The 12,348-nt window shown below is 48.6% G+C and carries 12 protein-coding genes; 10 read left to right on the forward strand and 2 right to left on the reverse strand.

From position 1 onward, the window contains the following. Window positions 1–77: 77 nt before the first annotated feature. Entirely contained in the window at window positions 78–2,279 is a 2,202-nt protein-coding gene (locus tag IPN95_03155; protein ID MBK9448413.1) for a S9 family peptidase, read from the forward strand. Window positions 2,280–2,736: 457 nt separating this feature from the next. Here the strand turns inward: IPN95_03155 and IPN95_03160 are convergent, their stop codons facing one another. After that, a complete protein-coding gene (locus IPN95_03160) occupies window positions 2,737–3,183 on the reverse strand; it encodes a hypothetical protein (protein MBK9448414.1) in 447 nt (148 codons plus the stop codon). A 386-nt stretch (window positions 3,184–3,569) separates the two neighbouring features. Here IPN95_03160 and IPN95_03165 point away from each other — a divergent pair, with 386 nt between their 5' ends. From IPN95_03165 to IPN95_03205, 9 genes are all read left to right on the forward strand, one after another. Continuing rightward, a complete protein-coding gene (locus IPN95_03165; protein ID MBK9448415.1) occupies window positions 3,570–4,076 on the forward strand; it encodes a hypothetical protein in 507 nt (168 codons plus the stop codon). Window positions 4,077–4,262: 186 nt separating this feature from the next. After that, entirely contained in the window at window positions 4,263–4,769 is a 507-nt protein-coding gene (locus tag IPN95_03170; GenBank protein MBK9448416.1) for a hypothetical protein, read from the forward strand. A 228-nt stretch (window positions 4,770–4,997) separates the two neighbouring features. Then, window positions 4,998–5,510 (forward strand): hypothetical protein, encoded by a 513-nt coding sequence (locus tag IPN95_03175; protein ID MBK9448417.1) that lies wholly within the window; start codon window positions 4,998–5,000, stop codon window positions 5,508–5,510. Continuing rightward, a complete protein-coding gene (locus IPN95_03180; GenBank protein MBK9448418.1) occupies window positions 5,507–6,010 on the forward strand; it encodes a hypothetical protein in 504 nt (167 codons plus the stop codon). The genes IPN95_03175 and IPN95_03180 overlap by 4 nt, the downstream gene beginning before the upstream one ends. Window positions 6,011–6,360: 350 nt before the next feature. Continuing rightward, window positions 6,361–7,272 (forward strand): hypothetical protein, encoded by a 912-nt coding sequence (locus tag IPN95_03185; GenBank protein ID MBK9448419.1) that lies wholly within the window; start codon window positions 6,361–6,363, stop codon window positions 7,270–7,272. 57 nt (window positions 7,273–7,329) lie between these two features. After that, window positions 7,330–8,121 (forward strand): class I SAM-dependent methyltransferase, encoded by a 792-nt coding sequence (locus IPN95_03190; GenBank protein ID MBK9448420.1) that lies wholly within the window; start codon window positions 7,330–7,332, stop codon window positions 8,119–8,121. 90 nt (window positions 8,122–8,211) lie between these two features. Beyond that, window positions 8,212–9,594, forward strand: coding sequence for an ATP-dependent protease ATPase subunit HslU (hslU, locus tag IPN95_03195; GenBank protein MBK9448421.1), 1,383 nt, complete (start codon window positions 8,212–8,214; stop codon window positions 9,592–9,594). A 55-nt stretch (window positions 9,595–9,649) separates the two neighbouring features. Beyond that, window positions 9,650–10,129, forward strand: a complete 480-nt coding sequence (locus tag IPN95_03200; GenBank protein MBK9448422.1) for a cytidine deaminase — start codon at window positions 9,650–9,652, stop codon at window positions 10,127–10,129. A 42-nt stretch (window positions 10,130–10,171) separates the two neighbouring features. Next, complete coding sequence (locus IPN95_03205; protein MBK9448423.1) at window positions 10,172–11,881, forward strand: T9SS type A sorting domain-containing protein; 1,710 nt, start codon at window positions 10,172–10,174, stop codon at window positions 11,879–11,881. Here the strand turns inward: IPN95_03205 and IPN95_03210 are convergent. Next, a complete protein-coding gene (locus IPN95_03210; GenBank protein ID MBK9448424.1) occupies window positions 11,837–12,343 on the reverse strand; it encodes an NUDIX domain-containing protein in 507 nt (168 codons plus the stop codon). The genes IPN95_03205 and IPN95_03210 overlap by 45 nt on opposite strands. Window positions 12,344–12,348: the final 5 nt, after the last annotated feature.

Here is a 12,348-nt window from a genome sequence, read left to right on the forward strand (position 1 = left end):
TGGTTCCGAATTTGTCTGATTGACTCATTTTCGCTTCTTTTGAGCATTACAATTTTGTGATCTCCGATTCAGCGAAAATGAAGAAAATTCAGTCCCCTTTCCTGCAAATCGCCATCCTGGCATTGATGCTGTTGGGCCAAGGTCAACTTGTGTCTGCTCAAAAACAGCAAATCGCCCTGGAAGACATCTGGCTCAACGGGAAATTCAGACCCGACTTCCCCTCCGAATTCAATTGGATGAAGGACGATAACTTCTATACCGAGCTCGACGGGACCAAAATCGAAAAGTTCGGAATCAAGGATCAATCCAAAGTCGCGACGATTTTGGATATCGCGACCCTCAAAAATCCAGCCGATGGCAGCGAACTCCAAGTCGCCAGCTATCGTTTCAGTGATGACGAAAGCAAATTGCTCCTGATCGGCGAGGCTACACCCATCTATCGCCACAGTACCAAGGAAGCTTGTTTCGTATGGGACAGCAAGTCCAATAAGGTCTATCGCCTACACGAAGGCAGACCCATTTCCTTTGCGACTTTTTCTCCAGATGGCTCTTCGGTGGCCTACATGGCCGACAACAACCTCTTTGCCTACACCTTTGCCACCAACAAGGAATCCACGTTGAGCAACGATGGAAGTTGGGGAAACATCATCAATGGCGGTACCGACTGGGTATATGAGGAGGAATTTGCGTTCGACAAGGCCTTCGCTTGGTCGCCTGACAGCAAAAAGATCGCATTCTACCGCTTCGACGAAAGCAAGGTCCGCGAATTCAACATGGCCATCTACGGCGATTTGTACCCCAAGGATTACAAATTCAAGTACCCAAAGGCAGGCGAGGCCAATGCCGCAGTAGAAATCCACATCTTCGACTTGGCCTCCCATGCGAAAGTGAAGGCTGATGTCGGTCCTGAAGTTGATCAATACATCCCACGCATCACTTGGACCCAATCTTCAGAGAAGTTGGCCGTCATGCGCATGAACCGCCTTCAGAACCAGTTGGATGTATTGTTGGTGGATTCCAAATCCGGCAGCTCAAAGGTCATTCTCAGCGAAAAGGAGGATACCTATATTGAGCAACCCTCTGACAACCAATGGTTTTTTCTCAAAAACGGCAAGGAGTTCCTCTGGCAAAGCGAGGCCGATGGATACATGCATATTTACTTGTACGATCTTGAAGGCAAGCAACTCCGCCAAATCACCAAAGGTAATTTTGACGTTTCCGAATTCTGTGCGCTAGACGAACAGCGCGGATTGATCTATTATTTGTCGACCGCAGACGGCCCGACAGAAAAGCAGTTGTACAGTGTTTCATTGGATGGAAAAAAGACGCAAAGACTCACGAAAGCAGCTGGTTTTCATGGAGTTTCGTTCAGTTCCAACAACAGCTATTATCTCGACAGCTACAGCACCATCGATACGCCGCCCTACACAGGCTTGTACGATCACAAAGGCAGCGAGATCAAAATGCTGAAAGACAACGCCAAACTCAAAGGAGTTTTGGGCCAAATGAACATCTCCAAACCCGAATTTTTCAGCTTCAAAACAGGTGACGGAACCGAGCTGAATGGTTGGATGATCAAGCCTGCCGACTTTGACAAAACCAACAAATATCCCGTGTTGATGCATGTTTACGGCGGTCCGGGCAGTCAAACCGTCAAAAACGAATATGGAAACTCCAACTATATCTGGCATCAGATGTTGGCGCAGCAAGGCTATATCGTGGTATCCGTCGATAACCGCGGTACCGGAGCGAGGGGAGAGGCCTTCAAAAAATGCACCTATGGTCAGCTGGGGAAATTGGAGGCAGAAGACCAAATCGAAGCAGCGAAATACCTCGGAACCCTGGAATACGTGAACAAAGAGCGAATCGGTATTTGGGGATGGAGCTTTGGCGGATACATGACCTCGCTTTGTCTCACGAAAGGCAACGGAATTTTCAAAATGGGCATTGCGGTTGCGCCGGTGACCACTTGGAGGTTTTACGACACGATTTACACCGAGCGGTACCTGAAAACACCGCAGCTGAATGCCAGTGGCTATGATGACAACAGCCCGATCAAATTTGCCAAGCAACTGAAAGGATCCTATTTGCTGGTTCACGGTACGGCCGACGACAACGTCCACTTCCAAAACTCAATGGCTTGGGTCGATGCATTGGTGAGCGCCAATATCCCCTTTGAAATGGCGTTTTATCCCAACAAAAATCACGGGATCTACGGAGGCGCTACGCGGTTCCACCTTTACAACAGGATGACGCAATTTCTGAAGGCGAATCTTTGATTTTAGCCTGCTGCGCAACATTTTAAACGCGATGAGTCTGGCGATTCATCGCGTTTTTTATTCCTCTTGGAACGAAGGTCAGTTATCCAAGGCAGGTGTCACGTGCTTTTCCAAGCATTGTTCGGAAATGATCAGGCGATCAGAAGTGGTTAGGCTTGGAGTGCAAGTCACTGGTGCTCAATGCTGTTTCTCAACTTGAAACAGCATTCAAAAACGACCGGTTTTTGGATTGCTAGAGGTGGATAAAAACATTACCCGCATCGACAACCGATGATTTCAAATGCAACGAGCAAAGAAAATGCGTGATGGGGCTGTGCAGACGATGAACAGTAACTTCAATATGGAACTTCGTCACGCCCAAGAAAACTCGGTTGTACCTGGTGCAATTGGGCTGGGTGCAAAAACAAAGCGGCCCATGTTTCCATGGGCCGCTTTCAAGTCTTAGTCAGTCAGCAAATTATTTGCCTTTGATGGCGTCTTTGCCTGACTTAGGAGTTTCGGTGGTGCCTTTGATGGCATCTTTGCCAGAGGTAGGAGTACCTGTGCCGCCTTTGATCGCGTCCTTGCCAGTCTTAGGATCTGGGGTTGGAGTTGGGGTTGGCTGCGGGGTAGGGGTTGGAGCTGGCTTCACAACTTTCGGACGTGGCTTGCCGGTCTTTGCCGCTTCAGCATCAGCCAAAGAGTCAGCAACAAACTGAGCGCGTGCAGAGTCCGCAGCTGCCACAGCAGCCAATGAATCCATACGTGCTTGCTCAGCAGCAGCTTGGATTTGCATCAAGGAGTCATTCGAGATCGAATCCCTGATGGCTTTCAAACGGGCTTCTTCAGCAGCGCTGTCGCCGCAAGACATGATGCCCAACACGGCCACAAAGAGGCCAAAGGTCATAATGAGTGCTTTTTTCATGATCGGAAATAGCTTTTAATTAAAAACAACTTAAAAATTGATCGGTATTTAATCCGGCGACAAAGGTAATGCAAAAAATATTCTCTATGCAACTACTGGTCAATAGATTTATTCATCGGCAAAGTGGCTATCCGTCAACGTTCAATGCAAACCGATTCCGGCTTTGCTCTATCGTCGGTTCCGCCCCTGCTCAATTTTCTGCGAGGATCATCCGAAATCTTGTTCTTTCAATGCCTCTTTATTGCTTGGAAACGTTTTGAAATCAGGAAATCAACAAGGTTAGGGACCTTGTATAAAATTCTGCCGCCTTTGATGCATTCCGAATTCACATTCTATCTATATTGTCACACTGTTTGATAGTAGTCCAAAAAATTAATCAATTAGGTATGAAAAACATTAAAATTGGCTGGATTGCCACATTTGTTATTTTGGTGTCAATGGTATTCGCAAGCTGCGCAGATGAGTGCAAGGACGTCGTTTGCGTCCAAGGCGAATGCGCGGAAGGTGACTGCGTCTGTAATACCGGCTATGAAGGCCTGGATTGCAGCGTGCCATTCAATGCAAAATTCTCGGGCACCTATACTTTGATCGAATCTTGCACCACGACCGGCAATGACACTTATGATGTAGTCGTGACGCCAGACTCCACCAATCCGTCCCGCGCTAAACTCACCAATCTTTACCGCGAACCAGATCAACTGATTTTGTTGATTGGCAATGATGGTGTCAGTTTCACGATTGACTCTACAAGCGTGAGCGGTGGCAAACTCGTTTCTTCAGGAGCGTGTACATCCAATGAAGCTGGAACCACAATCAATCTATCCTACAAGTTTGTCAGTTCCTCGAGTTCGCCGACCGAAACATGTACCGCTACTTTGACACGTCAGCCTTGATAGAAATCTGTGGATCTTCGACGGGTTTTGCCGCTTTTATCGCAGCAAGGACTTGGAAATCAGGCAATGTCTCGATTCTAGGACAAGTGGAAAGAAGTTGTGCGCTGAAATGATGCTTGTGAAAATAAAATCTAGTATATTTGCCTCGTTATTTTTTTTAATCCAGTTATTAATACCAAAAAAGTTATGAAAAACATGAAATTCGGCTTCATCGGAGCCCTTGCTATTGCAGCAACAATGTTCTTCACAGGTTGTGCTGACGAGTGTAAAGACATCGTTTGCGCAAACGGCGAGTGTGTTGACGGCGCTTGCGTCTGCGACGCTGGCTACGAAGGCACACTTTGCGACGCAGCACTCAATGCTAAGTTCTCCGGATCTTACAGCAACACCGAAACTTGCAACCCTTCAGGCCCTGCTGGTCCATACACCATCACTTTGAATCCAAAAAGTGGTAGCGCAACCGAGGTCAATTTTGTTGGTCTCTGGGAAGTTCCTTCAAACATCGTAATGGGAACTGTCGGAACTGACGGGATTTCTTTCACAATTGAGCGTCAAGTGATCACCACTGGCTTTGATGTTTCTGCCACTGGTACATCCAATGCTGATGGCTCGACCATCAACATCACCTACAGCGTCTTCGAAACCGGTGTTACCACCGCTGCTGACGTTTGTACTGCAGTTTTGACGAAGTAATTCGATCAAGTTTGATAACAAAAAAAGCTCTGCAGACGCAGGGCTTTTTTTGTGCCTTGATTTTTTGTTGTGGCAGCACATACATTTCACAGGTTTTGTGATGCCGCCTTCATCTTCGCAGGCACTACGCCTTGGGTCGAACTTAGAATTTCAATGTCTTTTTTGCAGCATTCCCCAAATTCCCTAACTTTCAACTTCAAATGTCCTCCAACGATGGTGAATATAGATATGCGTAAGGCCTTCAATATCAGTTTAATATTGCTCTCGCTAGCTTGGGTGAGCTCGATGGGGGCTTGCAGTGACGCTTGTCAGGATGTACAATGCGTCAATGGCACCTGCTCAGATGGTGAGTGTTCCTGCGCAGCTGGGTACAGTGGACCTGATTGCGCAAGCGCTTTGAATTCCCGGTTTGATGGTGATTTCGCCTTGACCCAAAATTGCCTGATTCCAGGGAACGAAACCGATACGGTCACGCTTGCTGCCAAATCGAGCGGCCCCCGCGATTTCACCATCCTCGGACTTTGGGGGGCACCACAAAATCTGGTTACAGCCGTCATCGATGAAAATGGGACTTCCTTTGTCCTCGAACGTCAAGCCATCATCACAGGATTTGAAGTGGAGGCCTTTGTCGGAACGATTTCTTCAGATGGCAATACCGTCAACTTGACCTACAGCATCTTTGAAACCGGAGATACCGTGGCGATGGATCAATGTACAGCAACCATGCAAAAATTGCAATGAAACGGAATCTCAACTTTCTCGCTTCAGCCATCGCGATGTTACTGCTTGTAACCGCATTTTTGGGTTGCCGGGACAAATGCAAGCGCGTCACCTGCGTCAATGGAACCTGTGTGGATGGCACATGCAATTGCGATTCGGGGTACTTTCAAGAGGACTGCGGATCGGTAATCAACGTAGGATTCGTCGGAACCTGGACAAGCACCGAGGCATGTACTGCAGGTTCAGATGGTGGGTCGGTAGCCGTCGCAGTATCAGGCGCGAGCAAAACGGAAGTAAGCCTGGTCGGATTGTGGGATTTTGTTGATGACACGATTCGTGCAACTGTTGGACCCAATGGTCTGGATGTCAGTATCGCACGCCAAGCCGTTGGCGCGGTAGAAGTAGCAGGAGAGGGCCTTGCCAATGCATCACAAGACGAATTGAACTTGACTTACCGTGTTTACAATACGGGGCAGACTGTTGCCTTTGATGTTTGCACTGCGGCATTGACAAAGAACTAGGCCTCGCGGATTGGTCGAATCGCTTTTCAAGGATAGCGTGGCAACGGCAAGCCAATTATCCCGAAATTCATTTCCAACATTCTTGAGACCAAGGCAGGTCGCCACAATGGGAAAAAACCTTGGAGGGCCAGCCGTTTCCTTGCCTGGCGAGCGAGGTTAAATGCATTGAAATTCAGGTATTCATGCGGAAGAATTCCGGATTGGGCAACCAAATTGGTCCCGTCAATGAGGCGCATCTTGGGTCCGACCTTTTTTTCATACAACGTGGATATCCAAACAATATCCTGCTTGGATTTGGCGTTGAATTCTAAAAATCCTTATATTAGCCCTTAGTTTTAGAAAAACTTAAAATGCAAAAGAGGCTTCAGTACGTATTTACCGCATTTGCACTTGTTGCTGGATTGTTTTTGACGAGCTGCGATCCCGATCGCAACGACAATCCGGAAGATCCCCCCATCGACAGTGACCCACAAGTCACGTTGATTTCGCCTGCCAATGGCTATGCCTTGGCCAAGCGGGGTGAAACGGTCTCCATTGTATTTGAAATTCACGATAACGAGTTGCTCACCACTTGGGACGCTACTGAAAAGTGGACTTCGGTTTCTGGTGTAGTGTATCAGCCTGAAGTGGCCATTCCAGCGCAACTCGCTGCAATTTCGACCAACAACAGCTTGCGCACAATCAATTACACTGTGCCTTCTGATCCAAATGCGATTCAGATCTACACCACAATTGAAATTGCAGCCTATGCCACCGACAATAAAGGCAAAGTCGCCAAAGGCAAGTTTCGCATCAACGTCATCCCTGATGTCGATGACAGCACCGCCTATGAGTTTACCTCCTACACAGGTGACACTCTTTATAGTGTGACTACGGGTCATGACTATGCTTTTGATTTGATTAACCGCGTATCCGGCAACAATCAGACGATGCCGCTGCCGAATCAGTACATCCGCGAGAGCTCAACCCCACCTGCCATCACTTGGGAGTTGACTACGCCAATCCAAGGCAGCTTGGACAGCACCATCGTCACCACCGACGCTACGCGTTTCAACTACGATGAGTTGACCTACGAGACAACATGGCAGGCATTTGTGACGAGCAATCGCATCGGCAGAAAAAGTGATCCATTGTCCCCTGGAGACATCGTGATCGTGAAAATGCCAACTGCACCGCACTATGCCGTGATCCGCGTGAACACCACCGAAGGTGTCTTGGGATGTGGCTGTATGACATTTGACTACAAGTATTCCCACCAATAAGGAATACCTTTTGAGAAATAGAAAAAGGGGCTGTGATCAGCCCCTTTTTTTTTGAGCATGTACAAGATCGTTCAATTCCTCAAGCATCGGTGGCAGGCCAAAACCAAACACGGCGTGCATTCTCCGTTTGTTTTTGATTTTGTGACGAATGTCCTGCCTCGAAACCCAAGTGCCTCCGGAAATCGCATCGAAGCCTTGCGCAGGCAACTGCTTCATCGCAAGGATATCCTGGAGATCGAAGATTTTGGTGCCGGCTATCGTGGCGAGGCACGACCTGTCATCCGGAAAACCATTCGGCAGGTGATTCAATCTTCCGCAAGAAGGAGAGGTGAAGGGGAATTGTTGAGTAGAATCGTCAGGCACTATGCGCCGCAGCACCTGCTCGAATTGGGAACCAATCTTGGATTCTCAACCATGTATTTGTCTGAGGCTATGGGTTCAGAGAGTCAATTGATTACCATAGAAGGTTCAAAGCAATTGTCGAAGCGCGCAGCAACGCATCTCGCATCCATGGGCATGCAGCCGTCATTGCTTGTCGGCGAATTTACAGAGGTACTTGAAAACCAAATCGACTGGAAAACCTTTCGGCCGGAATTTGTGTTGCTGGATGGTAACCATCGGGAGGAAGCCACATTGGCCTACTTCGATTTTTTGTTGCCGAAATTGGGGGCAGCAGCGATCGTGGTTTTGGACGATATTTATTGGAGCCAAGGCATGACCAAGGCTTGGCAGGCAATTGTGAACCATCCGAAGGTGACGGTGAGCATCGATTTGTTTGACTTGGGGATTTGCTTTTTGGAGAGGAATCAGGCGAAGGAGCATTTTAGGATCAAGACTTGGGCTTTGTGAGCATGGGCTTTTCCTTATATTTGGGCCGCAGAAAAACGAAAACTCAACTTTCATCTGGAATCAACAGCAATCGATAGGAATATGCAGGGAATCAGCGAATACTTGACACCGTTCAAGATTGTCGAGGAATTGGACAAATACATCATCGGGCAAGGCGAGGCAAAGAAGTCTGTGGCGATTGCCTTGCGTAACCGTTGGAGACGCATGAATTCGGCCGATGACATCAAGGGCGAAATCATCCCCAACAACATCCTGATGATCGGGCCAACCGGTGTCGGAAAGACTGAAATCGCCCGCCGTTTGGCGCATTTGGCTGATGCTCCATTTATCAAAGTCGAGGCTTCCAAATTCACCGAGGTCGGTTATGTCGGCCGAGATGTCGAGAGCATGGTCCGTGACCTTGTGGAGCAATCCGTGAACTTGGTCAAAGCCGAAAAGAAAAAGGAGATCGAAGTCAAAGCGCGCGAAAATGCGAATGCGATCATTTTGGATGTCTTGATTCCTCCCGTGCGGAAAAAAAGTCCGGACTCGACCAGCCAGCCTGCCTTGGAAGATGCGGAAAAGAAGGAGGGAGGCAACGAAGAAGAACTGAACGAGCGCACCCGTGAGCGCTTCCGTGAGAAGCTCCGCAATGGCGAATTGGACGATCGCAAGATCGAATTGGAGGTCAATGCCCCCACTTCGCAGGTGCACATCATGGGTCCAGGCGGCATGGAAGGCTTCGATGGGCTGCAAGACATGCTCTCCGGCATGATCCCCAAAAAGACAAAACGGCGTTCGCTTACGGTGGCAGAAGCCAGGGAATATCTCATCGAGGAAGAATCCGCCAAACTCATCGACATGGATGCCGTAACGCGTGAGGCGCTTGAGCGTGCGAGCAACAGCGGCATGATTTTCATCGATGAAATCGACAAAATCGCATCAGGCGCGGGCAAAGGCTCGGGCCCGGACGTGTCGCGCGAAGGCGTGCAACGCGACCTTCTGCCGATCGTCGAAGGCAGCACCGTCAACACGAAACATGGCGCGATCAAAACGGATCATATTCTGTTTATCGCAGCAGGCGCGTTCCACGTCGCCAAGCCAAGCGATTTGATTCCTGAGTTGCAGGGCCGTTTTCCGATTCGTGTCGAACTGAGTTCGCTGACCAAGGACGACTTTGTAAAGATCCTCAGTCAGCCTAAAAATGCCCTGACCAAGCAATATGCTGCCATGTTGGCGGCTGAAGGCGTTTCGTTGACGTTTACCGACGACGCCATTGAAGCGATTGCAGACATTGCATTCAACGTGAATCAAGAGCTTGAAAACATTGGTGCGCGGCGGCTCCATACGATCATGAGCAACATTCTCAACGACATCCTTTTTGATGTGCCTGACCGTATCGACGAGAAGGATTTTGTGATCAATGGCGAATTTGTAAGGACAAAAATCCAACGGATTAGCGGCAAGAAGGATCTGAGTCACTACATTCTGTGATTGGAGCGGGATTTTTGCTATTTTCGTGGACTCCAGTGCGTTCAGGGGGAAGAATTTGAGACAGGAATATCACATCGCTTTTGAGTTGCTCGATGATGCGAGCACGTTGCCCGAAGATGAAAAGGCCTTGCTTTTGACAGCAATGTCAGCGAGTGAAGGTGCCTATGCGCCATTTTCCAATTTTCATGTAGGCTGCGCCGTCCAACTTGCAGATGGCGAAGTTGTTACGGGAAACAATCAAGAAAATCCGGCTTTCCCTTCAAGTCTTTGTGCTGAGCGTACCGCTTTGTATTACCTTGGTTCTCAGGGCAAAGGCGACAAGGTGCGCAAACTGGCGATTCGGGCAAATAGCCCTGAAAAGTTGATCGCTGCCCCGGTGACACCCTGCGGCGCATGCCGTCAGGTGATGCTGGAATATGAGCGTCTCTCAGGCCAACCCGTCATCGTTTTGATGCAGGGGAAGGTCGGAAAAGTGCTGCGTGTGACGGGAATTGCAGCTTCGCTTTTGCCGTTTGGCTTTGATATTGAGTTCTGATTGGCTATATTTGACTAGCTTTATTGCAATAGAAATCCGGGAATGAGAAAAGGGTATCGATTTCAACCACTGCTGCTTGCGACTTTCTTTATTTGTTTGCTTTCTGCAAGCCATTTGTTGGCACAGCAAGATACTTGGGTCAACCATTTTGGATCCGGCTTGGCAGACTCACCTGAGGATATCCTGGTCGACGATGCTGGTAACAGCTATGTTTCGGGGTACTTTCGTGATACCCTTTGGATCGGCACAACCGAATTGATTGCAAGCGGCAAAAATGATGTTTTCCTTGCAAAATTTGCACCCGATGGTCAGTTGGCTTGGATCAACCGCTATGGATGGAATTCGAATGAATTTGCCCATGGACTCGCATTTGATGCGATGGGAAATGTGATCATGGTTGGCGAATACCAAGATTCAACGATTTTTGAGGGAGACACCTTGTTTTCTGGGGATTCGCTTTGGTATGGAGCACCCGCAGAGACCTATGACGTTTTCTGGGTACGCGTGACCCCTTCGGGAACCATGGACAAATTTTGGGGTGGCGGATGGTTTGGCGGCGAATCTTTCAACGAGGTTCAAGTGGGTTTGGACAGCCTTTATTATTTCGCGGGACTGTACCGCACCTTCAACAATTGGACTTTTGCAAACCCTGATGACTTGGAAGGTCTTGGAAGCGGATATGATGATGCCATTTGGGTAAGATCAGATTCCTCGGGCTTTATGGATCACAAGGCTATTGCCGCTGGTCGGTACGTCGACCGTGCAAGCGCAATTGCCTTGGTGGGAGACAGCCTGGTCGTCATGGGCGGCACTTTTCAGGATACCTGTTACTTTCGGCATTCAAGCCAATACGGTATCACCGGCTTTGAAGATGATGTTTTCATTGCATGCTACTCTGATACCGGTCGGTTCAAATGGGCAGTTCAAGGTGGCAGCAAAGCCATTGACGATCTGACCGCATTGGTAACTGATGCACAAGGAAATATCTATTTTTCAGGGGCATACGATTCCTCATTTACGATTGCTGGCCAAACGCTGGTCGGAACGGGACACCTTGATGGTGTCGTCGGCAAGCTCAGTGTGGATGGCAATTTGTTATGGCTCAAGCACTTTGGTGGAATGGGTTTTGACGTTGCACGTGACCTTCGCATCACCAATTCAGGGGATTTGTTGGTCACAGGATATTTCCAACGCCAAATGGATTTGGGATCGGGCATACAGTTGGAAATCGCAGACACATTCGATCAAAATGCCTATGTCGTGAAACTTGACGCCGCTGGGAATGCGCTTTGGGCCAAAAACCTTGGCGGATCCGGCCCCGATTTGGGTGTTGCCGTGGATGAAGACGCAGCAGGATATATCTACGCAGTCGGAACATTTGCAGGCACTGGACAATTTGGACAAGTTTCTGCAACCGCTTTGGGGGGAGAGGACATTTACGTGCTGCGAATGAATGCTGATGGAGCTGTGTTCTCGACAGAAGCTGTTTCCCCTATTTCAAACGTCAATGTTTGGCCCAATCCGGCAAAATCTGAGTTTCAGGTGCAGTTTGATTTGAAGACAGCCTCCGAATTGACTTTTTTACTCTCGGATCTGAACGGTCAAGTGGTCATGGAACAATCCTTGGGCCGCAAAGCAGCAGGCATGGGGAATTTGAGCGTTGATGCTTCACGGCTCCCTGCAGGGTTGTATATCTACCAATTGAGATCAGTGAACGGCGCCTTCGCCGGGAAAATTGCTTTGATGCGCTAGATCCATCAAGTAGGTTTTGTTGGCGAGAATTTTTTGCGACACCACTTTGTCGATGGGGAAGGTGAACATCTCCGAGTCAAGTTCTTCCATGGATATCCACCGAAATGTCTGCGCATCGCCTGAATTCTCCTCAAACGAATGCACTTCCTCTACAACCGGCACTTGCAGCGGTGTACTTAGTTCCACCAGATAGTAGATACTCAAAAGCTGATCCTTTGGATTGAATGCCGAAATTTGAAGGAACTCATTGATGTAGAAAAGTCCCAAGACATTGATGTCGGTTTGGGTTTCTTCAATAAATTCCCGTTTTAGAGCTTCCTCCAAGCCTTCTCCAAGATCATGTCCGCCTCCGGGGAATTTTGTCATCAAATAGCCCCCTCGACGCTCATCGGTCAATAAAACCCGACCTTGTTGATCGCAACAAATTCCATAAACTCGAATGTTGTACCGCTCAGGAGCCATCTCAC

It is taken from the genome of Bacteroidota bacterium (genome assembly GCA_016718825.1).
Taxonomy (GTDB): domain Bacteria; phylum Bacteroidota; class Bacteroidia; order J057; family JADKCL01; genus JADKCL01.

Bases quoted from the DNA above. Each gene is read 5' to 3' on its own strand.
- IPN95_03155 (MBK9448413.1), top strand. From the start codon at position 78: ATGAAGAAAATTCAGTCCCCTTTCCTGCAAATCGCCATCCTGGCATTG.
- IPN95_03160 (MBK9448414.1), bottom strand. From the start codon at position 3,183: ATGAAAAAAGCACTCATTATGACCTTTGGCCTCTTTGTGGCCGTGTTG.
- IPN95_03165 (MBK9448415.1), top strand. From the start codon at position 3,570: ATGAAAAACATTAAAATTGGCTGGATTGCCACATTTGTTATTTTGGTG.
- IPN95_03170 (MBK9448416.1), top strand. From the start codon at position 4,263: ATGAAAAACATGAAATTCGGCTTCATCGGAGCCCTTGCTATTGCAGCA.
- IPN95_03175 (MBK9448417.1), top strand. From the start codon at position 4,998: ATGCGTAAGGCCTTCAATATCAGTTTAATATTGCTCTCGCTAGCTTGG.
- IPN95_03180 (MBK9448418.1), top strand. From the start codon at position 5,507: ATGAAACGGAATCTCAACTTTCTCGCTTCAGCCATCGCGATGTTACTG.
- IPN95_03185 (MBK9448419.1), top strand. From the start codon at position 6,361: ATGCAAAAGAGGCTTCAGTACGTATTTACCGCATTTGCACTTGTTGCT.
- IPN95_03190 (MBK9448420.1), top strand. From the start codon at position 7,330: ATGTACAAGATCGTTCAATTCCTCAAGCATCGGTGGCAGGCCAAAACC.
- IPN95_03205 (MBK9448423.1), top strand. From the start codon at position 10,172: ATGAGAAAAGGGTATCGATTTCAACCACTGCTGCTTGCGACTTTCTTT.
- IPN95_03210 (MBK9448424.1), bottom strand. From the start codon at position 12,343: ATGGCTCCTGAGCGGTACAACATTCGAGTTTATGGAATTTGTTGCGAT.